Source organism: Pseudomonas entomophila, from assembly GCF_029478665.1.
In the GTDB taxonomy this organism is placed as follows: Bacteria; Pseudomonadota; Gammaproteobacteria; order Pseudomonadales; family Pseudomonadaceae; genus Aquipseudomonas; species Aquipseudomonas entomophila_F.
Map to the genome: position 1 here is coordinate 20,278 of NZ_JARPQB010000052.1, position 21,110 is coordinate 41,387.

General features: G+C 67.0%; 22 protein-coding genes. 14 read left to right on the top strand and 8 right to left on the bottom strand.

The genetic code is table 11. The features are described from left to right. Window positions 1–73: 73 nt before the first annotated feature. From P5705_RS21900 to P5705_RS21935, 8 genes are read left to right on the top strand one after another with little or no spacing between them, the layout of a single operon-like run. Complete coding sequence (locus P5705_RS21900) at window positions 74–1,264, top strand: PepSY-associated TM helix domain-containing protein (RefSeq protein ID WP_277462951.1); 1,191 nt, start codon at window positions 74–76, stop codon at window positions 1,262–1,264. Further along, a complete protein-coding gene (locus P5705_RS21905) occupies window positions 1,261–1,800 on the top strand; it encodes a thiamine pyrophosphate-binding protein (protein ID WP_277462952.1) in 540 nt (179 codons plus the stop codon). Before P5705_RS21900 ends, P5705_RS21905 begins: the two co-directional genes overlap by 4 nt. Further along, on the top strand, window positions 1,797–2,114 hold the full coding sequence (locus P5705_RS21910) for a hypothetical protein (protein ID WP_277462953.1): 318 nt from the start codon (window positions 1,797–1,799) through the stop codon (window positions 2,112–2,114). The genes P5705_RS21905 and P5705_RS21910 overlap by 4 nt, the downstream gene beginning before the upstream one ends. Beyond that, window positions 2,111–2,680: a DUF6162 family protein gene (locus tag P5705_RS21915; protein ID WP_277462955.1), complete on the top strand. Its 570-nt coding sequence runs from the start codon at window positions 2,111–2,113 to the stop codon at window positions 2,678–2,680. The genes P5705_RS21910 and P5705_RS21915 overlap by 4 nt, the downstream gene beginning before the upstream one ends. Window positions 2,681–2,696: 16 nt before the next feature. After that, complete coding sequence (locus P5705_RS21920) at window positions 2,697–3,605, top strand: metal ABC transporter substrate-binding protein (protein WP_277462956.1); 909 nt, start codon at window positions 2,697–2,699, stop codon at window positions 3,603–3,605. Next, window positions 3,602–4,351, top strand: a complete 750-nt coding sequence (locus tag P5705_RS21925; protein WP_277462957.1) for a metal ABC transporter ATP-binding protein — start codon at window positions 3,602–3,604, stop codon at window positions 4,349–4,351. Before P5705_RS21920 ends, P5705_RS21925 begins: the two co-directional genes overlap by 4 nt. After that, on the top strand, window positions 4,348–5,247 hold the full coding sequence (locus P5705_RS21930; RefSeq protein ID WP_248920530.1) for a metal ABC transporter permease: 900 nt from the start codon (window positions 4,348–4,350) through the stop codon (window positions 5,245–5,247). Before P5705_RS21925 ends, P5705_RS21930 begins: the two co-directional genes overlap by 4 nt. After that, a complete protein-coding gene (locus tag P5705_RS21935; protein WP_277462958.1) occupies window positions 5,244–6,113 on the top strand; it encodes a metal ABC transporter solute-binding protein, Zn/Mn family in 870 nt (289 codons plus the stop codon). The genes P5705_RS21930 and P5705_RS21935 overlap by 4 nt, the downstream gene beginning before the upstream one ends. Window positions 6,114–6,187: 74 nt before the next feature. Here the strand turns inward: P5705_RS21935 and P5705_RS21940 are convergent, their stop codons facing one another. Together P5705_RS21940 and P5705_RS21945 are read right to left on the bottom strand one after the other, a co-directional pair. Next, window positions 6,188–6,808, bottom strand: coding sequence for a LysE family translocator (locus P5705_RS21940; RefSeq protein WP_277462959.1), 621 nt, complete (start codon window positions 6,806–6,808; stop codon window positions 6,188–6,190). Between the two features lie 184 nt (window positions 6,809–6,992). Then, entirely contained in the window at window positions 6,993–7,910 is a 918-nt protein-coding gene (locus P5705_RS21945) for a LysR family transcriptional regulator (protein ID WP_277462960.1), read from the bottom strand. 87 nt (window positions 7,911–7,997) lie between these two features. Between P5705_RS21945 and P5705_RS21950 the strand changes: the two genes are divergently transcribed. Then, the gene (locus P5705_RS21950) at window positions 7,998–8,777 is read left to right on the top strand and encodes an NAD(P)H-dependent oxidoreductase (protein WP_277462961.1); all 780 of its coding nucleotides are present in this window, start codon (window positions 7,998–8,000) and stop codon (window positions 8,775–8,777) included. 35 nt (window positions 8,778–8,812) lie between these two features. After that, window positions 8,813–9,433, top strand: coding sequence for a TetR/AcrR family transcriptional regulator (locus tag P5705_RS21955; RefSeq protein ID WP_277462962.1), 621 nt, complete (start codon window positions 8,813–8,815; stop codon window positions 9,431–9,433). Between the two features lie 9 nt (window positions 9,434–9,442). Here the strand turns inward: P5705_RS21955 and P5705_RS21960 are convergent, their stop codons facing one another. Further along, window positions 9,443–10,345, bottom strand: a complete 903-nt coding sequence (locus P5705_RS21960) for a LysR family transcriptional regulator (protein ID WP_277462963.1) — start codon at window positions 10,343–10,345, stop codon at window positions 9,443–9,445. A 91-nt stretch (window positions 10,346–10,436) separates the two neighbouring features. On the opposite strand from P5705_RS21960, the gene P5705_RS21965 reads away from it, so the two are divergent. Beyond that, entirely contained in the window at window positions 10,437–11,783 is a 1,347-nt protein-coding gene (locus P5705_RS21965) for an MFS transporter (protein WP_277462964.1), read from the top strand. Beyond that, window positions 11,773–12,177: a nuclear transport factor 2 family protein gene (locus P5705_RS21970; RefSeq protein ID WP_277462965.1), complete on the top strand. Its 405-nt coding sequence runs from the start codon at window positions 11,773–11,775 to the stop codon at window positions 12,175–12,177. The genes P5705_RS21965 and P5705_RS21970 overlap by 11 nt, the downstream gene beginning before the upstream one ends. Before the next feature lie 83 nt (window positions 12,178–12,260). Here P5705_RS21970 and P5705_RS21975 read toward each other — a convergent pair whose 3' ends face one another. The 4 genes from P5705_RS21975 to hydA all read right to left on the bottom strand — a co-directional run bounded on the left by P5705_RS21975 (window position 12,261) and on the right by hydA (window position 16,973). Then, window positions 12,261–12,530 carry a hypothetical protein gene (locus tag P5705_RS21975; protein WP_277462966.1) on the bottom strand — a complete coding sequence of 90 codons (270 nt, stop codon included), beginning with the start codon at window positions 12,528–12,530 and terminating at the stop codon, window positions 12,261–12,263. A gap of 151 nt (window positions 12,531–12,681) precedes the next feature. Next, window positions 12,682–13,956 (bottom strand): NAD-dependent dihydropyrimidine dehydrogenase subunit PreA, encoded by a 1,275-nt coding sequence (gene preA, locus P5705_RS21980; protein WP_277462967.1) that lies wholly within the window; start codon window positions 13,954–13,956, stop codon window positions 12,682–12,684. Further along, window positions 13,957–15,324, bottom strand: a complete 1,368-nt coding sequence (locus P5705_RS21985; protein ID WP_277462968.1) for an NAD(P)-dependent oxidoreductase — start codon at window positions 15,322–15,324, stop codon at window positions 13,957–13,959. Window positions 15,325–15,533: 209 nt separating this feature from the next. Next, window positions 15,534–16,973: a dihydropyrimidinase gene (gene hydA, locus P5705_RS21990; RefSeq protein ID WP_277462969.1), complete on the bottom strand. Its 1,440-nt coding sequence runs from the start codon at window positions 16,971–16,973 to the stop codon at window positions 15,534–15,536. Between the two features lie 604 nt (window positions 16,974–17,577). On the opposite strand from hydA, the gene P5705_RS21995 reads away from it, so the two are divergent. Then, complete coding sequence (locus P5705_RS21995) at window positions 17,578–19,071, top strand: NCS1 family nucleobase:cation symporter-1 (RefSeq protein ID WP_277462970.1); 1,494 nt, start codon at window positions 17,578–17,580, stop codon at window positions 19,069–19,071. Between the two features lie 127 nt (window positions 19,072–19,198). Next, on the top strand, window positions 19,199–20,485 hold the full coding sequence (locus P5705_RS22000; RefSeq protein ID WP_277462971.1) for a Zn-dependent hydrolase: 1,287 nt from the start codon (window positions 19,199–19,201) through the stop codon (window positions 20,483–20,485). A gap of 118 nt (window positions 20,486–20,603) precedes the next feature. On the opposite strand, the gene P5705_RS22005 is transcribed toward P5705_RS22000, so the two are convergent. Then, a complete protein-coding gene (locus tag P5705_RS22005) occupies window positions 20,604–20,834 on the bottom strand; it encodes a hypothetical protein (protein WP_277462973.1) in 231 nt (76 codons plus the stop codon). Window positions 20,835–21,110: the final 276 nt, after the last annotated feature.

The window sequence follows — 21,110 nt, forward strand, 5'->3', positions numbered from 1 at the left end:
TCATCCGTCCTATCTATTGCAGCCTTCCAGGTTGAGCCGTGACTCGACCCCAATATTCCCAGTAGAACGACCGATGGCCCGACAACCGAAAAAATCCAAGTCCAAACTGTGGTTCCTGGTGCACAGCTGGCTTGCCCTGCCGATCTGGTTCTTCGTCCTGATCGTCTGCTTCACCGGCATGCTCGCGGTGGTCAGCCAGGAGATCGTCTGGCTCGCCAACCCCGACGTGCGCGCCAGCAAGCCCGACGACACCGCCGAACGCCTGAGCTTCCAGCAGGTGCTCGATGCCCTGCACAAGGCCGAGCCGGACATGGCCGTGCGTTTTCTCAACCAGCCCGACGGCTCGCACTTCGCCCTCAACGCCGGGGTGACCTTCCCCGACGGCAGCTCGCCGACGCTGTACGTCAACCCCTACACCGGCGCCATCCAGGGCAAGAGCCCGAACTTCAACTTCGAGGCCTTCACCCGCGCCCTGCACGGCTGGTGGCTGGTGCCCTTCACCAACGGCTACAGCTGGGGCTGGTACCTGGTCTCGCTGCTGGGCCTGCCGCTGCTGGCATCGCTGGTGACCGGGCTGGTGGTGTACAAGAAGTTCTGGAAGGGCTTCTTCAAGCTGCCCCGGCGCAGCCACGGCCCGCGCATCTTCTGGGGCGACCTGCACCGCCTGGCGGGCGTGTGGTCGATCTGGTTCGTCGCCACCATCTCGATCACCGGCACCTGGTTCCTGATCCAGGCGGTGCTGGGGGACAACCACATCAGCATCACCACCGAGCCCGTGGTGCCGGTCATCGCCCGCGAACAGGTGCCGCTCACCACGGACGGCTCGCCGGCCCCGCGCATCGACCTGGACGAGGCCACGCGCATCGCCCAGGGCAACATCCCGGGCCTGGAGGTGAGCTTCATCTCGGTGCCGGCCACCGCCTACAGCCATGTCAGCCTGGGTGGGCGCAGCTGGTACCCGCTGATGATCCAGACCGCCGCGGTCAACCCCTACACCCGCGCCGTCGACAGCCAGTTCCTGCTCGGCGACCGCTCGCCCCTGGAGTTCGTCACCGAGTCCATGCGCCCGCTGCACACCGGCGACTTCGGCGGCCTGCCGATCAAGCTGATCTGGGCGTTCTTCGGTTTGCTGCTGTCGCTGATGGTGTTCAGCGGCCTGCTGATCTGGACCAAGCGCACCGCCCAGGCCACCGCGGCGGCGCTCAAGCGTGAAGAGCGCCCGCGCAAGGCGCATGCGGCCAGCGTACTGGAGGCCAAGCCATGAACCAGGCCCAGGCACTGCCGCACAGCCCGCTCAAGCGCTTCTGGCTGAAGTGGCGCTTCCACCTGAACATCCTGCTGTTGCTCATCCCCCTGGGTTTCATGCCCAAGTACTTCGCCGACGCCAGGCTGATCCGCGGCGACAGCGGCCTGGGCGCGAACCAGGTCAATGCCATCCAGGTCGGCCCCTACAGCCTGGACCTGGCCGAGCTGCGCGACGAGGCCCCGCGCGCCGATGGCCCGGCCGGTTACTTCAAGGTGTTCAACGCGGCCTTGTGCAAGGCCTGCATCGGCCCGGTCAAGGCGGTCTACCTGCGCATCGGCAAGCCACGCAGCCTGCGCGCCGCCGGCACGCTGTTCTTCGGCGCGCCGTACCGCATGGGCACCTCGCTGCCGATTCCGCCACGCACCCCCGCCAACGCGCAGATCTGGATCACCATCGAAGGCTGGGACGGCAGCATGCACCAGGGCTCGGTGGCCTTGGCCAAGGCATCGCCGGCCACCGCGGCCTGGCTCGCGAAACAAGGAGGCAAACCATGAAACACCTGATGCGCAGGCTCGCCCTGCCACTGCTGCTGGGCAGCGCCCTGCCGGCCCTGGCGCACAACCCGATGTGCGAATGCACCGAAACCGGCGAACAGATCACCTGCAAGGGCGGTTTCTCCGACGGCAGCGGCGCGCCCGGGGTGACCCTGGACGTGATCGGCTACGACGAGCAGGTGCTGGTGGCCAGCAAGCTGGGCGACGACTCCACCCTGACCTTCAAGCGCCCCGACGGCAAGTTCTACGTGCTGTTCGACGCCGGCCCCGGTCACGTGGTGGAAGTCGACCACGCCGACATCGGTGCGCCATGAGCCGCGCCCAGGTGGTGCGCCCGGCCGGCGCCGGGCATGAAACGCTGTATGTGCTGCTGGCCGCCGCGTTGATCCTGATCGTCGCCGCCACCGTGGTGACGCTGCGTGGCGAGCGCGAGGACGAAGTGACCATCGCCGCCCACCAGCTCGACGCCCGGCGCGACCTCAACGCCGCCGAACAGGGCATCCACACCGACCTGTGGGTGGCCGTCGAAGAGATCCGCCTGCTGCGCGAGGAAAGCGGCGCCGCGCCCGCCGTCGAGGCGCTGGCCGAGGAAGGCCTGCCGCCCTTCGTCGCCGACGCCAGCCAGCAGAGCCGTGGCCTGCACCAGTGGTCGAAGCTCGCCAGTGGCGCCTACCTCGGCCGCAGCCAGGACGCCCAGGTGGCCGGCAGCTTCCTGCTGATCCCGGCCCAGGCCGAAGGCGCCCAGCCCGATATCTGGCTGCGCCGCGACAGCAGTGCCCTGGCCCCCGACGACCTGGGCCGCGACGCGCTGATCGCCGCCGGCTGGCAGCAGGTGGTCACCCACTACGACGCCGGGGTCACCCGCCAACACCGTCACTGAACCGAAGGACTCGCCCATGCTCCGCTCCGCCCTCCGCGCCCTGGCGCTGCTAGCTTGCGCCCTGCCGGCCCTGGCCCTTGCCGACAACGGCAAGCCCCTGCGCATCGGCATCACCCTGCACCCCTACTACAGCTACGTGAGCAATATCGTCGGCGACAAGGCCGAGGTGGTGCCGCTGATTCCGGCCGGCTTCAACCCCCACGCCTACGAGCCGCGCGCCGAGGACATCAAGCGCATCGGCAGCCTGGACGTGATCGTGCTCAACGGCGTCGGCCACGACGACTTCGCCGACCGCATGATCGCCGCCAGCGAGAAGCCCGACATCAAGACCATCGAGTCCAACGCCAACGTGCCGCTGCTGGCCGCCACCGGCATCGCCGCCCGTGGCGCCGGCAAGGTGGTCAACCCGCACACCTTCCTGTCGATCAGCGCCACCATCGCCCAGGTCAACAACATCGCCCGCGAGCTGGGCAAGCTCGACCCGGACAACGCCAAGTTCTATACGCAGAACGCCCGGGCCTACGCCAAGCGCCTGCGTGCCCTGCGCGCCGAAGCCCTGGCCAAGGTCACCCAGGCGCCGGACGCGACCTTCCGCGTCGCCACCATCCACGCCGCCTACGACTACCTGGTGCGCGACTTCGGCCTGGAGGTCACCGCGGTGGTGGAGCCGGCCCACGGCATCGAACCGAGCCCGGCGCAATTGAAGAAGACCATCGACCAGCTCAAGGCGCTGGACGTGAAGGTGATCTTCTCGGAGATGGATTTCCCGTCCGCCTACGTCGACACCATCCACCGTGAGTCCGGCGTGCGCATCTACCCGCTCACGCACATCTCCTATGGCGAGTACACCCAGGAGAAATACGAGGTGGAGATGAAGCGCAACCTCGACACCGTGGTCCAGGCCATCCAGGAGAACCGCGCGTGACCGCCGCCGCCAATCTCACGGCCGCCAGCGGGCCGCGCATCGACTTCGCTGGCATCGACCTCACCCTCGGCCGCACGCGCATCCTCGACCAGGTGCGTTTCAGCGTCGCCCCCGGCAGCGTGCACGCCATCGTCGGGCCCAACGGCGGCGGCAAGAGTTCGCTGATCAAGACCCTGCTCGGGCAGATGCCGCACCAGGGCCAGCTGACCCTGCACTGGCCGGGCGAGCGCGAGGTGATCGGCTACGTGCCCCAGGCCCTGGAGTTCGACCGTGGCCTGCCGATGACCGTCGATGACTTCATGGCCGCCATGTGCCAGCGGCGCCCGGCGTTCCTCGGCCTGTCCCGGCGCGTGCGACCGGCCATCGACGCGGCGCTGGCGCGGGTGGGCATGCTCGACAAGCGCAAGCGGCGCATGGGCGCCCTGTCCGGCGGCGAGCGCCAGCGGGTGCTGCTGGCCCAGGGGCTGATCCCCGAGCCGCAACTGCTGGTGCTGGACGAGCCGATGTCGGCCCTCGACGAGGCCGGCATCCAGGTGTTCGAGCAACTGCTGCACGGCTGGCGCCAGGCCGGCACCACCGTGCTGTGGATCGAGCACGACCTGGAAGCGGTGCTGCGCCTGGCCGACCGGGTCACCGGGCTGAACCGCCAGGTGCTGTTCGACGCCCCACCGGCCCAGGCCCTGACGCCCGAGCGCCTGCTCGGGCTGTTCTCCGTCCACCCGCGCAGCGAGGGCCTGGCCCGATGAGTTTCGATACTTTCCGCGAAACGGTCCAGGCATGGGCCAGCGCAGGCTACCTGCCGGAGGCGCTGGCCTATGGCTTCGTGGTCAACGCCCTGCTCGCCGGCCTGATGATCGGCCCGGTGCTCGGCGGCCTGGGCACCCTGGTGGTGGTCAAGCGCTTCGCCTTCTTCTCCGAGGCGGTGGGCCATGCCGCGCTCACCGGCGTGGCCATCGGCATCCTGCTGGGTGAGCCCTACACCGGCCCGTACGGCAGCCTGTTCGGCTACTGCCTGCTGTTCGGCATCCTGCTCAATTTCCTGCGCAACCGCACCGGGCTGTCACCGGACACGCTGATCGGCGTGTTCCTCTCGGTATCCCTGGCGCTGGGCGCGAGCCTGCTGCTGATGCTGGCCGGCAAGATCAACGTGCACATCCTCGAAAACGTGCTGTTCGGCTCGGTGCTCACCGTCAGCGGCCACGACCTGCTGGTGCTGGGCATCGTCGCGGTGCTGGTGCTGGCCCTGGCCCTGCCACTGTACAACCGCATCATGCTGGCCAGCTTCAACCCGCAACTGGCGGCAGTGCGCGGGGTGGCGGTGAAGACCCTCGACTACCTGTTCGTGGTGCTGGTGACCCTGGTGACCGTGGCCTCGGTGAAGGTGATCGGGGCGATCCTGGTCGGTGCCCTGCTGGTGATCCCGGCCGCCGCGGCGCGGCTGGTGAGCCAGTCGCTGAAGGGGTTCTTCTTCATCTCGGTGCTGATCGCCACCCTGAGCACCCTGCTGGGCATCCTGCTGCCGATCGTCTTCGACCTGCCGGTGCCCTCGGGCGCGGCGATCATCCTGGTCGCCGGGATCTGCTTCGCCCTCGCCGCCCTGGCCCGTGCCCTCGTCCCCCGCCTGCAAGGAAACCCGGCATGACCCTCAAGCACCTGACCCTGGCCGCGCTCCTGGCCGGCCTGCCCTCCCTGTCCAGCGCCACCCAGGTGCTGACCACCCTGCCGGTGACCCACAGCCTGGCGCAGAGCCTGCTCGACGGCACCACGGTGAAGCTCGAGCGCGCCGCGCCGGCCAACCTGCCCGCCAGCCGCCAACCGTCGTACTTCAGCGGCCGTGGCGGCGCCAGCCTGCACAAGGCCGCGCAGCAGGCCGACGCGGTGATCGGCGTGCGCTCGATCTGGCGCGACGACCCGCTCTACCCCATGGCCCGGCGCAGCAATATCCGCATCGTCGAGATCGACGCGGCGCGGCCGGTGGATGGCGCGCTGCCTGGCATCGCGGTCAAGGGCGAGGAGGCTTTCGCCGCCTACCCCTGGCTCAACCCGAGCAACCTGGGGCGCATGGCCGACGTGGTGGCCAATGACCTGGAGCGCCTGGCACCCGCCGACAAGGCGAAGATCCAGGCCAACCTGGCCGGTCTCAAGCGGCAGATGCTGGAGCTGACCGCCAGCAGCCAGACGCGCCTGGCCGAGGTGGACAACCTCAGCGTGGTGAGCCTGTCCGAGCGGCTGGGCTATCTGGCCAGCGGGTTGAACCTCGATGTGGTCGAGCAGCCGTTGCCGGCCGATGACCGCTGGGATGATGCGGCGCTCAAGGCGTTGGGTGACAACCTCAAGGCCCAGGATGTGGCGCTGGTGCTGCACCACCGCCGGCCGGACGCCAAGGTGGCCGAGGTGATCCAGGCGGCCGGGGTGAAGCTGGTGGTGGTCGAAAGCGATCCGGAAGATACCGTGGCGGGGCTCAAGGCCAGTGTCGAACAGGTGATCCAGGCGCTGGTGCAGGGTTGATTGCACCGCCCATTCGCCGGCAAGGCCGGCTCCTACCGCGATCCAGGTAGAAGCCGGCTTGCCGGCGATCCGCCCTACCGCCGACTAAAGGCCAGGCGCACCGCAAACAATACGAACACCCCCCCAGTTACCCGATCCATCCACTTCACCACCCGCCCCTGGCGCAACACTGCGGCCAAGGGCTGGGTCGCGGCGATCAGCGCCACCGCCCAGAGCAACCCGAGCAGCACATGGATGCCGACCAGGCCAAAGGTCCACGGCACCAGCGCCTGCCCCTGGGGAATGAACTGCGGCAGGAACGACACGTAGAAGATCCCCACTTTGGGGTTGAGCAGGTTGCCCAGCAGGCCCTTGACGAACCAGTTGGTGCCCGGCTTGCCCTGGGCATCGGCGCTGGCCACCGACTGGCGCGGGCGCAGCAGCATGTTCAGGCCCAGGTATGCCAGGTAGGCGGCGCCGCAGTACTTGAGCACGTCATAGGCCAGCGTCGACACCGCAATCAGCGCCCCCAGCCCGAAGGCCACCGCCGCGCCCCACAGCAGGCAGCCGGCATTGATGCCCAGCGCCGCGCGCATGGCCTGTTGGCGGCTCTCCACGGCGGCGGTGCGCAGGATCAGCGCGGTGTCCAGGCCGGGGGTGATGGTGAGCAGGGTCGCGGCCAGGGTGAAGGCGATCAGGTTGTCGGCGAAGGGCATGGCGGGGTGGCCTCGGCTGGAGAAAGGTGGACGTTAGCAGGTTCGTCGGGGGAGTTGCAGCGCCTATCAGATCGAGCGCCGCCCGCGCGGCGCATCGCGGATAAATCCGCTCCTACAGGTTTGTATTTGTAGGAGCGGATTCATCCGCGATGCGCCGCGGGAGCGGCGCTCGATCTCAAAGGCGCTATAACTTCCCAGCGAACACCTGGCCACACCGCCCAATCAGCTCACGCAACCAGCGGTGTCCCGGATCACGATGCACCCGCTCCGGCCACAGCATCAGCATCTCGAACCCCGCCACCGCCAGCGGCGCCTCGACCACCTTGAGCCGGGCATCACCGGCTACCAGGCGCTCAGGCACCATCGCCACCAGATCGCTGCCCGCCAGTACCGAAGCCAGCAGCATGAAATGCGGCACCGACAACACCACCTTGCGCGCCAGCCCCTGCTCGGCCAGGGCTGCATCGGTCGGCCCGGCGAACCCACCGCCATCGGGCGAGACGATCACCTGCTCCAACGCGCAGAACTGCGCCAGGCTCGGCCGGCGCTTCAAACGCGGGTGATCGACACGCCCGGCCAGCACATAGCGCTCATGGAACAGCGAACGCTGGCGCAACCCGGCCGGTGCCTGCTCGGCGATATGAAAGGCGAGGTCGATCTCGCCCTGCTCGGCCTGGCGCAACAGCGTGCCGGGCACCAGGTCGAGCACCGCCAGGCGCGTGCCCGGCGCCTCGCTGCGCAAGGTGGCCAACGCCGGTTGCAGCAAGGTCGAGGCACTGTAGTCGGTGGCGGCCACGCGCCAGGTCTGGCGGGCCTGGGCCGGGTCGAACGGCGTGGCCGGCGCGATAGCCTGGTGCAGTGCTTCCAGCGCCTGGCGCAGCGGCGCGCGCAGGGCTTCGGCACGGGCCGTGGGCCGCATGCCGCGGGGGCCAGGCAGCAGCAACGGGTCGTCGAGCAGCTCGCGCAGGCGCGCCAGCTGCACGCTCACCGTCGGCTGCGCCAGGTGCAGGCGCTCGGCGGCGCGGGTCACATTGTGTTCGGTGAGCAAGGCGTCGAGGGTGACCAACAGGTTGAGATCAAGGCGCCTCAGATCATTGTGCATGGCAATACCTGGCATATCAGACATTCATTTTAACTATACCTCGATGCAGCCCATGATGCGGCCATCCCCCTTTACCGGAGCCCCACCATGAATGTGCTGATCGTCCACGCCCACCCTGAACCTCGCTCCCTCAACGGCGCCCTCAAGGACCATGCCGTGCGTTATTTGCAAAGCCAGGGCCACAGCGTGCAGGTCTCCGACCTGCACGCCATGGGTTTCAAGGCCGTGCTCGACGCCGCCGACAACACCGCCATGCCACCGGGCGAGGCATTCCAGCCTTCGGAGCATTCGCGCCAGGCCTTCGCCAACGGCACGCAGAGCGCCGACATCACCCTCGAGCAGGAAAAACTGCGCTGGGCCGATGCACTGATCCTGCAGTTCCCGCTGTGGTGGTTCGGCCTGCCGGCGATCCTCAAGGGCTGGGTCGAACGGGTGTACGCCTATGGTTTCGCCTATGGCGTGGGCGAGCACTCCGACCAGCACTGGGGCGACCGTTACGGTGAAGGCAGCTTCGCCGGCAAGCGCGCCATGCTGATGGTCACCACCGGCGGCTGGGCCTCGCACTATGCCCCCAGAGGCATCAACGGCCCACTGGACGACATCCTCTTCCCCATCCAGCACGGCATCCTGTTCTACCCCGGTTTCGAGGTGCTGCCACCCTTCGTCATCCACCGCGCCGGCCGCGTCGACGCTACGGCCTTCGCCGCCGCGTGCACCGCGCTGGAGCAGCGCCTGGACGGCTTGTGGCACGATGCCCCGATCCCCTTCCGCCGGCAGAACGGCGGCGACTACCTGATCCCGGCGCTGACCCTGCGCGAAGACCTCGCCCCCGGCGAGCAAGGGCTCGGTATCCACCTGCAAAACTGATAGCCTTGGGCGGTCCCTGCCGCTTCGGACCGCCCATGGCCAACCACAAGATCGAGATCCGCCGCCGCAACATCGAGAAGATCCTGCTCGCCGCCGAGCAGGTATTCGCCGAGAAAGGCTACCGCGGCACGTCCATGGGCGATATCGCCGAACTGGCGCAACTGCCGCGCTCCAACCTGCATTACTACTTCAGCACCAAGGACGAGCTGTACCGCGCGGTGCTGCAAGACCTGCTGGACATGTGGAAACAGGACGCGCTGTGCTTCGAGCGCTTCGACGACCCGCGCGTGGTGCTGACCAGCTACATCCGCGCCAAGATGGGCCACTCGCGCTCGCGGCCGCTGGGCTCGAAGATCTGGGCCGAGGAGATGCTGCACGGCGCGCCGCTGCTGGGGGCGAACCTGGACGATTCGCTGGTGCCCTGGGCCAAGCTCAAGGAAGCGAAGATCCGCGCCTGGGTTGAAGACCGGCGCATCCTGCCGATCGAGCCCTCGGCGCTGCTGTACATGATCTGGGCCTCGACCCAGCACTACGCCGACTTCGGCTACCAGGTGACGCTGCTCAACGGCGGCGAACCGCTGTCGGACCCGGCCTTCGAAAGCGCGGTGCAGACGGTGACCGGTGTCATCCTGCGCGGGATCGGGCTGGAGCCCTGAACCGCCCCTTCAGCGGCCCAGGTGCTCGCAGAGAAAGTCGATGAACACCCGGGTGCGCTGCGGCACATGGCTGCCGTTCGGGTACACCACGCTGATCGGCTGCTTCGGCAGGCTGTAGCCGGGCAGCACCCGCCGCAAGCTGCCAGTGGCCAGGTCCTGCTCGATCAACCAGGCCGGCAGCACGGCGACCCCCAGGGAGGCCAAGGCCATTGCCCGGACACCCTGCGCGGCATTGGACTGGTAGGCCGCAACGCCCCCCACACTCACGTTTTCGCCGTCGGCCGACAGCAGCGTCCAGCGCGTCGGGTTGTGCAGGTTGCTGTTGGCAATCCAGGGCACGCCCGCCAGGTCATCGGGTTTGCCGAGCGCATGCCTGCCGAGAAAGTCCGGCGAGGCCACCAGCACGATGGCGTAGTCACCCAGCGCGCGACTGCGCAGGTTCGAATCCGGCAACGTGCCAAGGCGCACCACCAGGTCGAGCCGTTCGGCGATCAGGTCGCTCAGGGAGGAATCGGTTTCATAGCTGAGCGACAGCGCCGGGTAACGCGCGGCGAACGCTGGCAGCAGCGGCAGGATGAAGCGCTCGCCATATTCGGCGGTGGTGCTGATGCGCAGGCGCCCCGCCACACCGTTGTGCCGTTGCATGACGTTGTCGAAGGCGCTTTCGACATCGCTGACGATCACCTTGAAGTCGTCGTAGAACGCCTGGCCGGACTCGGTCAGGGCGATGGCGCGGGTGCTGCGCAGCAGCAGGGTCACCCCCAGCGCTTCCTCCAACGCCTTGATGTGCTGGCTGACCATGGCCTTGCTGATGCCCAGGGTGTCGGCGGCCTTGGTAAACGAGCCGGCATCGACCACGGCGAGGAAGGTCTGCACCCGGTTGAGCTGGGTGTGAAGGGCCGTGCGCGGCATTGTTCAGTTCCATCAAACAGAGTTTCAAGGGTAGCGACATCGACAGGGAGCGTCCATGCCACCTAGGCTGCGCGCCGAACAAGGAGTGGCGATGACCTACCGATACCGCGTGGCAAGCGTTTTTTTGATGGGCTTCTTCATCGACTGCATCAACATTTTCATGCCGGCCGTGGCCCTGCCACGGATCACGGCCGAATTTTCCATTGCCAGCGCCAACAGTGCCTGGGTGGGCAATGCCTACATCCTCGGGCTGACGCTGGTGATGCCGGTCAGCACCTGGCTGGCGAGCCGCTGGGGTGCGCGACGCTTGTTGGCGCTGTCGATGCTGGCGTTCGCCGTGGCCGCCTGGGGCGGTGGCCAGGCCGATTCGTTCCCGGCGTTGGTCGCCTGGCGCTTCGCCCAGGGCCTGGCGGGCGGCCTGCTGATCCCGGTGGGCCAGGCGCTGACCTTCAACCTGTTCCAAGGCCCGCAGCGCGCCCGCGTTTCGACGCTGGTGATGGCGGTGGCGCTGATCGCACCGGCGCTGTCGCCTACCTTGGGCGGGCTGATCGTCGATGGCGGCAACTGGCCCTGGGTGTTCCAGGCGAGCATTCCGCTCGCGTTGCTGACGGCCGGACTGGCCTGGTGGTGGATCCGCGAAGCGCCCGGTACGGCAGTGCCACGCCCCGACTTCAACGGGCTGCTGCTGGTCAGCGGCGCCCTCGCCTGCCTGCTGCTGGGCCTGTCGCTTTACGGCGCTGGTCACCCGGCCTGGTTGGCCCTGGCTTGCCTGGCAATGGGGCTGGCATGCGCGCTGCGGTACCAACGTCACTACCAGCATTCGCGGCATGGCATCGTCGAGCTGAAGCTGCTGGCCAATGCACGGTTGCAGGTATCGATGCTGGTCTACCATGCGATCCCGGGCCTGTTCACCGGGGTGAACCTGCTGAACATCTTCTATTTGCAGGACGTGTTGAGCCTGAGTGCCCGGGCCACCGGGATGTTCATGATCGTCTACGCCGCTGGCGCCTTCACCGCCATGCTGCTGGTCGGTCGCGTCTACAACCAGGTCGGGGCGCGGCGCTTGTTGCTGCTCGGGATGCTCCTGCACAGCCTGGGTATCGCCCTGCTGGTGCTGGTCGACAGTAATACCGATACCCCAATGCTGATCGCGGTCTATGGCCTGATGGGCATCGGCGGTGGCCTCGGCGCCAACACTGCGCAAGCCACCGCGCTGCTCGATTTCACCGGCGCGCAGACCCACCAGGCGAGCGTGCTATGGAACCTCAACCGGCAGATGGCGTTCAGCCTCGGCGCGGCGCTGTTGCTGATGATCTTCAATCTGCTGCCGCCTGCAGATGCCTATCACCTGACCTTCGCCCTGGCGGCGCTGCTCGGGCTGCTGCCCCTCACACGACTACGCACACTACCCCAGGAGAACATCCGCGATGCTCGATAACACCCTTTTCCACGCAGCACACAGCATCCATCACGTCCATGTACTGATCCAGGAGGTCTTCACCCGCCCGGCCACCGAGACCCAGGCAACGCTTGAAGCGTTGATGGCGGTGTTTGCCGATGACTTCAGCATGGTCGGCACGGCGGGTGGCGTGTTTGATCGCCAGCAGGTGGAGCAGTTGTTCCACCGCGCGGCCGGTGCCCGGCCGGGGCTTGAGATCGTCGTCGGCGATGTGCGGGTGGTATGGCAGGCGGGGAACAATGTGGCCGTGCGCTACAAGGAGACCCATCGTTTGCAGGGGGTGGAGCAGGCCCGCTGGTCATTGGCGATCATCGAGTGCAGCAATCAAGCCGTGACATGGCACTGCCTGCACGAAACAGCAATACCACAGTGATCAGCCCTTCTTGTAGGAGCCGGCTTTGCCGGCGAACACCGGCAAAGCCGGTGCCAGGCACTGCGCAGACATCGCCATGAAGGTCAATCTCGAATCAGATCGGCCAGACAAAGGTACAACCACATTGCAGCGTCCTTGGGTGTCCCCTTCAGCGCTCCCCAACCGCGCCTCTTGATGTCGTCCTCATAGCTACAGCTAACGGCCAGCGCCTCGGCGTCATCGCGGTCGCCGCACGTTGCCTGCTGATGCAGCGTCCAAAGCAGTACCCGAAATTCCAGCGGTGGACTGGTGCGAAGCTGCTCCAGCCTACCTTCGGTTTCCAGGAATCTTGCCTCCAGGTCGTCGCGCATCATGACGCTCCTCGCTTGTCGCCGGTTGCCGACGGAGCGCGCCACCATCATCCCCTGGACTCTCGAGACGGCGCCCCACGGGGGCAGACTGCTTGCATTCCCGTGGAGCGTCTACTGACAGAATTGCCAGGTACCGATCACACCCTCACCCTTCTCAGCCCACCTCGCGATAGGGATTGCGCGGATCCTGGGTCCAGTTCAGGTACGGCTTGCCGGTGTCCTGCGCGACCATCTCGATGCAGCTTTCCACCGGGCAGGTGATCTGGCACAGGTTGCAGCCCACGCACGCCTCCTCGATCACGCTGTAGATGTGGGTGCCGTCATCCTTGAGGGTACTGGCGATGGCCTGGTGCGAGGTGTCCTCGCAGGCAATGTGGCAACGCCCGCAACCGATGCACGCGGCCTGGTCGATCTGCGCCACCGACTTGTAGTTGATGTCCAGGTACTTCCAATCAGTGGTGTGGCCCACGGCCTGGCCACGGAAGGCCTCGAGGTTGGCGTGCCCATGCTGGTCCATCCAGCGCGCCAAGCCGTCCTTCATGTCGTCGACGATACGGAAGCCATGCAGCATCGCCGCCGTGCACACCTGCACCGCGCCACTGCCCAGGGCGACGAACTCCGCCGCGTCGCGCCAGGTGCCGATGCCGCCGATGCCACAGATGGGCAGGCCGCGGGTCTCGGGGTCGCGGGCAATCTCGGCGACCATGTTCAGGGCGATCGGCTTGACCGCCGAGCCGCAGTAGCCGCCGTGGGTGCTCTGGTCGCCGACGATGGGGTAGGCGACCATGCGGTCCAGGTCGACGCTGGTGATCGAGTTGATGGTGTTGATCAGCGACACCGCGTCGGCCCCGCCGCGGTGGGCGGCGCGCGCCGACTGGCGGATGTCGGTGATGTTGGGGGTGAGCTTGACGATCACCGGCAGCGAACAGTGGATCTTGCACCAGCGGGTGACCCTCTCCACATACTCCGGCACCTGGCCGACCGCGGCGCCCATGCCGCGCTCGGGCATGCCGTGGGGGCAGCCGAAGTTGAGCTCGATGCCGTCGGCGCCGGTGGCCTCCACCAGCGGCAGGATGAACTTCCAGGATTCCTCCACGCACGGCACCATCAGCGACACGATCAGCGCGCGGTCGGGCCAGTCCTTCTTCACCTGGGTGATCTCGCGCAGGTTGATCTCCAGCGAACGGTCGGTGATCAGCTCGATGTTGTTGATGCCCTGGACCTGGCGGTTGGCGCCGTAGTGCGCCGAGTAGCGCGACGACACGTTGACCGCCGCCGGGTCCTCGCCCAGGGTCTTCCACACCACCCCGCCCCACCCGGCCTCGAAGGCGCGGACCACGTTGTAGGCCTTGTCGGTGGGCGGCGCGGAGGCCAGCCAGAACGGGTTGGGCGCCTTGATGCCGGCGAACACGATGGACAGGTCGGCCATTTACGCAGCCTCCACGTTGAGCATGAGTTGGGCATGGATGGCTTCGGCGGCCAGCTTGCCATGTTGCACGGCCTGGACGGTGAGGTCCTGGCCCAGGGCGGTGCAGTCGCCGCCGGCGTAGATGCCCGGCAGGCTGGTGCGCATGTGATCGTCGACGCGGATGCGTTCGCCATCGCGGGCCAGTTGCGCGGCCAGCGGGTCGCCGAGGCTTGCGTCGTCGAAGCGTTGGCCGATGGCCTTGAAGATCGCGTCGGCGGCCAGTTCGAAGGTTTCGCCGGTATCCTTCAGGCGGCCATCGACCAGCTGTGTGCGCACGAAGCGCATGCCGCGCACGCGGCCCTGGTCATCGAGCAGTACGGCATCGGGCCGCGCCCAGGTGTGCAGGCGCACCTGGTTGTGCTTGGCGATCTCTTGCTCATGGCCGGTGGCGCCCATGTCGGCCTCGCCACGGCGGTACACCAGGTTGACGTCGCGGGCGCCCAGGCGGCTCATCTGCACGGCCATGTCGATGGCGGTGTTGCCGGCGCCGATCACCAGGCAGCGGTCGGCCAATGGCAACTGGCTCAGGTCGTCGGCCTGGCGCAGGTCGCGGATGTATTCGGTCGCGGCCAGCAGGCCAGGGGCCTCTTCGTCCGGCAATCCCAATTGCCGCACCGCATTTAGGCCAAGGCCGAGGAACACGGCGTCGTACTGGCTGTGCAGCTCGCCCAGCGCCAGGTTGTCGCCCAGGCGCTGGCCGTGGCGGATCTCGATGCCGCCGATGCCCAGCAGGAACTCCACTTCGCGCTGGGCGTAGTCGTCCACCAGCTTGTAGCGGGCGATGCCGTATTCGTTGAGACCACCCGCCTTCTCCCGCGCCTCGAACACCACCACGTCATGGCCATGCATGGCCAGGCGGTGGGCGCAGGACAGCCCCGCAGGCCCGGCGCCGACCACGGCGATGCGCTTGCCGGTGGCGGGCGCGCGCTTGAAGGGGTGTTCGCTGAACTGGGCGTTGTCCAGGGCGTAGCGTTGCAGTTGGCCGATCAGCACCGGTGCGCATTCCTGGGCATTGTTGCGCACGCAGGCCTGCTGGCAGAGGATCTCGGTCGGGCACACCCGGGCGCAACTGCCACCGAGGATGTTGGCCGAGAGGATGCGCTCGGCGGCGCCTTGCAGGTTCTCGTCGCTGATGCGGTGGATGAACGAGGGGATGTCGATGTCGCTGGGGCAGGCGTTGACGCAGGGCGCGTCGTAGCAGTACAGGCAGCGCGCGCTTTCGAGGGCGGCCTGGCGGGCGGTGAGCGGGGCCGCGAGGTCGGTGAAGCGCTCGGCCAGTTGGTCGGCGCCGGCACGGGGGCGCGGCAAATGGTTCAGGGCGTCGATCACGGTGGGTAGCCTCTCGCTTTTTTATTGAACACGATGCTGGTCAGGCATCGGTCCGTTCTGGGGATGGCAGTCAACAGGTACATGTGTGTTGTTATCAGGGGGCGCTTTGCGCCCCTTTCGCGGCACAAGGCCGCTCCTACAGGGGATCGCGTTCTGCTGTAGGAGCGGCCTTGTGCCGCGAAAGGGCTGCGCAGCAGCCCCAAAAGTCCTCAGCGCTGAACCGGCGTCGGCCTTGATTGCTCGGCCCGGCGCTCCAGCACCTCGTACACCGACGGATACGCCGGCCGCTCCACATAGCGCCCCGCCCCGGGCTCGGCGCGCAGGTCGCCGTCGGCCCAGAGCACCTTGCCCTGGCTGATGGTGTGGCTGGGGATGCCGCGCACGGTGCGGCCTTCGAAGATGTTGAAGTCGACCCGCTGGTGGTGGGTCTGCGCCGAAATGGTCCGCGTGCCCTGCGGGTCCCACAGCACCAGGTCGGCGTCGGCGCCGACGCGGATGGCGCCCTTGCGCGGGAACAGGTTGAAGATCTTCGCGGTGTTGGTGGAGGTCAGCGCGACGAACTCGTGCATCGACAACCGCCCACTGTTCACCCCGGCGTCCCACAGCACCGCCATGCGGTCCTCGATGCCGGCGGTGCCGTTGGGAATGCGGCTGAAGTCATCGCGGCCCATGGCTTTCTGTTCGGCGCAGAAGCAGCAGTGGTCGGTGGCGGTGGTGTGCAGGTTGCCCGACTGCAAGCCGCGCCACAGCGCCTCCTGGTGCTCGCGCGGGCGGAACGGCGGGCTCATCACGTAGCCGGCGGCGGTGGCCCAGTCCGGGTCGCGGTAGACACTGTCGTCGAGCAGCAGGTGGCCGGGCAGCACCTCGCCGTAGACTGGCTGGCCCTTGGCCCGGGCATAGCTGATCTCGTCCAGCGCCTCGCGGCTGGACACATGCACCAGGTACAGCGGCGTGCCCAGCGTCTCGGCGATGCGGATGGCGCGGCTGGCGGCCTCGCCTTCGACCTGCGAGGGGCGCGACAGCGGGTGCGCCTCGGGCCCGGTCAGCCCCTGGGCCAGCAGCTTGCGCTGCAGGTGGTAGACCAGCTCGCCGTTCTCGGCGTGCACGGTGGGCACCGCGCCCAGTTGCAGGCAACGCTCGAAACTGGCGACCAGGGTGTCGTCGGCGGCCATGATCGCGTTCTTGTAGGCCATGAAATGCTTGAAGCTGTTCACCCCATGCTTGGCCACCAGCTCGCCCATTTCTTCGGCGACCTGCTCGCTCCACCAGGTGATGGCAACGTGGAAGCCGTAGTCGCTGGCGCTCTTCTGCGCCCAGCCGCGCCAGGTGTGGAAGGCGTCGAGCAGCGATTGCTGCGGGTTGGGGATAACGAAGTCGATGATCGAGGTGGTGCCCCCGGCCAGGCCTGCGGCGGTACCGCTGAAAAAGTCCTCGCTGGCCACGGTGCCCATGAACGGCAACTGCATGTGGGTGTGCGGGTCGATGCCACCGGGCATCAGGTAGCGGCCGCTGCCGTCGAGGATCTCGCAGTCGGTGGGGGCTTCGAGGTTTTTACCGATGGCGCGGATCAGGCCATCGGCACACAGGACATCGGCGGGGTAATGCTCTTCGTGGGTGACCACGGTGGCGCCACGGATCAACAGGGACATGCCGTTTTCCTCGCAGGCTGACCGGTCTTCTGGCCGGTTCTTGGAATTTTTTTGGGCCAGTGCCTGCGGGCTCGGATCAATCCTGTCAGGCCTGACAAGAATCGAGGCTAGTTGCTGATCGAATATTCATCAAGAAAAAATATATGCAAATCACCAAACTAATAACTTACTGATTTTTATATTTATTTAATTGAAATCAGCAAAACGGAACACCCCTTCACCATTTTGACGCACTTGACAGGAAGCCAAATTGGTCAAGATTTTTTATGCAAATTCAGCTGCTTGAAACCGGGTGGGGAGGCGCAGGCCGCGCCAGCGAATTTCCAGGCTGCACCGCGTTGAATCACGGTGTCTGTGGACCCACCGACGCACCACCCGGCGAGTGATCGCCCCCAGTGCTGCTGAATGCTGTTGCAACTCAGTGAGTTACCTCCGGTCGGCGGCGGCCCGCCGGGAAGGCACTGGCCGACCCGGCACGTTTGTTGAAGACGCAGGCCACAACCACCTGGCCGGGCCGCAGGTGCGGTACTGGATATTTGCGTGTACTCCGGCCATCGCCTCAGCCCGATGAGCGAACAACGACAAGAAGAACCTGGAGAGCCCCATGCAGCAGAGCAGATCGCAAGTGGTCGAGCAGCACGGCCTGTACGAGCTCGACGCCGGCAGCGACGTCCTCGACAGCCCCCGCTACAACCACGACATCGCCCCCACCAAGGTGCACCAGCGCACCTGGAACAAGTGGCACATCACCGCGCTGTGGGTGGGCATGTCCATCTGCGTGCCCACCTACACCCTGGGCGGCGTGCTCACCGCCTACTTCGGCCTGAGCGTGGGCGAGGCGCTGCTGGCGATCCTGCTGGCCAACCTGATCGTGCTCATTCCGCTGACCCTCAACGCCTTCCCCGGCACCAAGTACGGCATCCCCTTCCCGGTGCTGCTGCGTTCATCGTTCGGCATCTTCGGCTCCAACGTGCCGTGCCTGATCCGCGCCGTGGTGGCCTGCGGCTGGTTCGGGATCCAGACGATGTTCGGCGGCCTGGCCATCCACCTGTTCCTCGGCTCGCTGTTCCCCGAGTGGAAGGCCCTGGGCGGCACCGGCGAAGTGATCGGCTTCATGCTGTTCTGGTCGCTGAACCTGTGGGTGGTGTTGCGCGGCGCGGAGTCGATCAAATGGCTGGAGACGCTGTCGGCGCCGCTGCTGGTGGCGGTCGGGGTCGGCCTGCTGCTCTGGGCGCTGCCGCACATGTCGATGACCGAGCTGCTGGCGCAACCACCGAAACGCCCCGAGGGAGCCAGCGTGGTCAGCTACTTCTGCGCCGGGCTCACCGCCATGGTCGGGTTCTGGGCCACCCTGTCGCTGAACATTCCCGACTTCAGCCGTTACGCGAAAAGCCAGAAGGACCAGATCCTCGGGCAGATCTTCGGCCTGCCGCTGACCATGTTCCTGTTCGCCGCGCTGGGGGTGATCATGACCGCCGCCTCGGCCTCGCTGGTGGGCCAGACGGTGTCCGACCCGGTGAGCCTGATCGGCCATATCCAGAGCCCGGGCTGGGTGGCCCTGGCCATGGCGCTGATCATCATCGCCACCCTGTCGACCAACACCGCGGCGAACATCGTCTCGCCGACCAACGACTTCCAGAACATCGCCCCACGCCTGATCGGCCGCAGCCGGGCGGTGTGGCTGACCGGGTTCATCGGTTTGGCGCTGATGGGCCACGAGCTGCTCAAGAAGCTTGGCTGGATCGTCTCCGACCTGAGCCTGGAGAGTGTCTATTCCAACTGGCTGCTGGGCTACTCCAGCCTGCTCGGGCCGATTGCCGGGATCATGGTGGTGGACTACTTCCTGGTGCGCCGCCAGCAGCTGGATTTGGCCGGGCTGTACCGCGACGACGTGTACCCGGCGTGGAACTGGGCCGGGTTCGCCGCCTTCGCCGTGCCGGTGGCGCTGACCGTGATGGCCATCGGCAACAGCAGCTTCAGCTGGTTCTACGACTACGGCTGGTTCACCGGCTCGCTGCTCGGTGGCGGTCTCTACTACGCCCTGGGTGGCCTGGCGCTGCGCGGCCCGGCGCGCCTGGACCAGAACCTGACCCATTGACCTGACACGACGTCCGTAGGAGCGGCTTCAGCCGCGACCACCCGCGCAGCGGGTGCCGGATACCGCGGTGCCTGCATCGCGGCTGAAGCCGCTCCTACCAGAACAACAAAGCCCTGAGGAGACACCCATGACCAGCCTCGCCAAGGAAGTCCTGCAATCCGCCGAGCACCACATCGACAGCGCCCGCCTGTGGCAATCGCTGATGGACCTCGCCCGCCTCGGCGCCACCCAGAAAGGTGGCGTCTGCCGCCTGGCCCTGACCGACCTCGACCGCCAGGCCCGCGACCTGTTCGTGCAATGGACCCAGGCCGCCGGCTGCAGCGTCAGCATCGACGCGGTCGGCAATATCTTCGCCCGCCGCCCCGGGCGCAACGACAAACTGCCACCGGTAATGACCGGCAGCCATATCGACACCCAGCCCACCGGCGGCAAGTTCGACGGCTGCTTCGGGGTCATGGCCGGCCTCGAGGTGATCCGCACCCTCAACGACCTCGGCGTGGAAACCGAAGCACCGCTGGAAGTGGTGGTATGGACCAACGAAGAAGGCTCGCGCTTCGCCCCGTGCATGATGGGTTCAGGGGTGTTCGCCGGCAAATTCACCCTGGAAGAAACCCTGGCCAAGCGCGACGCCCAGGGCGTGAGCGTCGGCGAGGCGCTGGACGCCATCGGCTACGCCGGCCCGCGCGCGGTGCTCGGCCATCCGGTGGGCGCCTACTTCGAGGCGCACATCGAGCAAGGCCCGATCCTCGAGGACCAGCGCAAGACCATCGGCGTGGTGCTCGGGGCCCTCGGCCAGAAATGGTTCGACCTCACCCTGCGCGGCGTCGAGGCCCATGCCGGCCCTACCCCCATGCACCTGCGCAAGGACGCCCTGGTTGGCGCCGCCGCCGTGGTCGAGGCAGTCAACCGCACCGCCCTCGCCCACCAGCCCCATGCCTGCGGCACGGTCGGCTGCCTGCAGGCCTACCCGGGCTCGCGCAACGTGATCCCCGGCGAAGTGCGCATGACCCTGGATTTCCGTCACCTCGAAGGCGAGCAACTGAACGCGATGATCAGCGAAGTGCGCGCGGTGATCGACGCCACCTGCGCCAAGCACGGCCTGAGTTTCGAGCTGACCCCGACCGCCGACTTCCCGGCGCTGTACTTCGACCGTGGCTGCGTCGATGCCGTGCGCGACTCGGCGCGCAGCCTGGGCTTGCCGCACATGGACATCGTCAGTGGTGCCGGGCATGACGCGATCTTCCTCGCCGAACTGGGGCCGGCGGGGATGATCTTCGTGCCCTGCGAGGGCGGGATCAGCCACAACGAGATCGAGAACGCCACGCCGCAGGACCTGGCGGCGGGTTGCGCGGTGTTGCTGCGGGCGATGCTGGCGGCGTCGGAGGCCATCGCCAGCGGGCGGTTGGCGGCTTGAGGGGCTGCTTCGCAGCCCTTTCGCGGCACAAGGCCGCTCCTACAGAAGTTCGCGATCCCCTGTAGGAGCGGCCTTGTGCCGCGAAAGGGCCGCAAAGCGGCCCCAATGATGCGCAGTATCAGTCTCCAGAAACACGTTCGTCTTTCATCGCCTCCAGCTTGCCGAACTGTTCACTGGCCAACCGGCTGATGATCCGGATCGCCTGGTGAATCCCCGCCGTGTTGCGGAAGCTCAGTTGCGGGTTGTACTCGCATTCCAGCACCTCGTCATGCTGGACCAGCGCCTCACCGAGCAGTTCGAGGGTCCAGACGTAGCTCTGGAGGGAAGACAGCCGTTCGCGGTCAGTCATGGGACACCTCCCGATTGGCGCGGGTGGCGAGGGACTGGCTATCGATCGGGTAGAAGGTTGGGGACGGGGTAACCGCAGGGGTTGGGCGGCGGAGAGCGGATGCGAGGATCCTGCTCAGAATGCGCATAAGCATGCATGAGACTCCAAGTTTTGGATTGGAGCTACCACGATCCTTCCTACGGGATTGGGTGGCAGCTGTGCGTGGGGTAGGAATACCGGGAAACTTGGAACCCGGCCAGGCCGAAGCCTGCCCACACACAGCCGCCATGACATCGC

Bases quoted from the DNA above. Each gene is read 5' to 3' on its own strand.
- P5705_RS21940 (WP_277462959.1), bottom strand. From the start codon at position 6,808: ATGCCCTTCGCCGACAACCTGATCGCCTTCACCCTGGCCGCGACCCTG.
- P5705_RS21960 (WP_277462963.1), bottom strand. From the start codon at position 10,345: ATGCCGCGCACGGCCCTTCACACCCAGCTCAACCGGGTGCAGACCTTC.
- preA (WP_277462967.1), bottom strand. From the start codon at position 13,956: ATGGCCGACCTGTCCATCGTGTTCGCCGGCATCAAGGCGCCCAACCCG.
- P5705_RS21930 (WP_248920530.1), top strand. From the start codon at position 4,348: ATGAGTTTCGATACTTTCCGCGAAACGGTCCAGGCATGGGCCAGCGCA.
- P5705_RS21995 (WP_277462970.1), top strand. From the start codon at position 17,578: ATGCAGCAGAGCAGATCGCAAGTGGTCGAGCAGCACGGCCTGTACGAG.
- P5705_RS21975 (WP_277462966.1), bottom strand. From the start codon at position 12,530: ATGATGCGCGACGACCTGGAGGCAAGATTCCTGGAAACCGAAGGTAGG.
- P5705_RS22005 (WP_277462973.1), bottom strand. From the start codon at position 20,834: ATGACTGACCGCGAACGGCTGTCTTCCCTCCAGAGCTACGTCTGGACC.
- hydA (WP_277462969.1), bottom strand. From the start codon at position 16,973: ATGTCCCTGTTGATCCGTGGCGCCACCGTGGTCACCCACGAAGAGCAT.
- P5705_RS21920 (WP_277462956.1), top strand. From the start codon at position 2,697: ATGCTCCGCTCCGCCCTCCGCGCCCTGGCGCTGCTAGCTTGCGCCCTG.
- P5705_RS21945 (WP_277462960.1), bottom strand. From the start codon at position 7,910: ATGCACAATGATCTGAGGCGCCTTGATCTCAACCTGTTGGTCACCCTC.
- P5705_RS21965 (WP_277462964.1), top strand. From the start codon at position 10,437: ATGACCTACCGATACCGCGTGGCAAGCGTTTTTTTGATGGGCTTCTTC.
- P5705_RS22000 (WP_277462971.1), top strand. From the start codon at position 19,199: ATGACCAGCCTCGCCAAGGAAGTCCTGCAATCCGCCGAGCACCACATC.
- P5705_RS21950 (WP_277462961.1), top strand. From the start codon at position 7,998: ATGAATGTGCTGATCGTCCACGCCCACCCTGAACCTCGCTCCCTCAAC.
- P5705_RS21970 (WP_277462965.1), top strand. From the start codon at position 11,773: ATGCTCGATAACACCCTTTTCCACGCAGCACACAGCATCCATCACGTC.
- P5705_RS21935 (WP_277462958.1), top strand. From the start codon at position 5,244: ATGACCCTCAAGCACCTGACCCTGGCCGCGCTCCTGGCCGGCCTGCCC.
- P5705_RS21955 (WP_277462962.1), top strand. From the start codon at position 8,813: ATGGCCAACCACAAGATCGAGATCCGCCGCCGCAACATCGAGAAGATC.
- P5705_RS21910 (WP_277462953.1), top strand. From the start codon at position 1,797: ATGAAACACCTGATGCGCAGGCTCGCCCTGCCACTGCTGCTGGGCAGC.
- P5705_RS21900 (WP_277462951.1), top strand. From the start codon at position 74: ATGGCCCGACAACCGAAAAAATCCAAGTCCAAACTGTGGTTCCTGGTG.
- P5705_RS21905 (WP_277462952.1), top strand. From the start codon at position 1,261: ATGAACCAGGCCCAGGCACTGCCGCACAGCCCGCTCAAGCGCTTCTGG.
- P5705_RS21915 (WP_277462955.1), top strand. From the start codon at position 2,111: ATGAGCCGCGCCCAGGTGGTGCGCCCGGCCGGCGCCGGGCATGAAACG.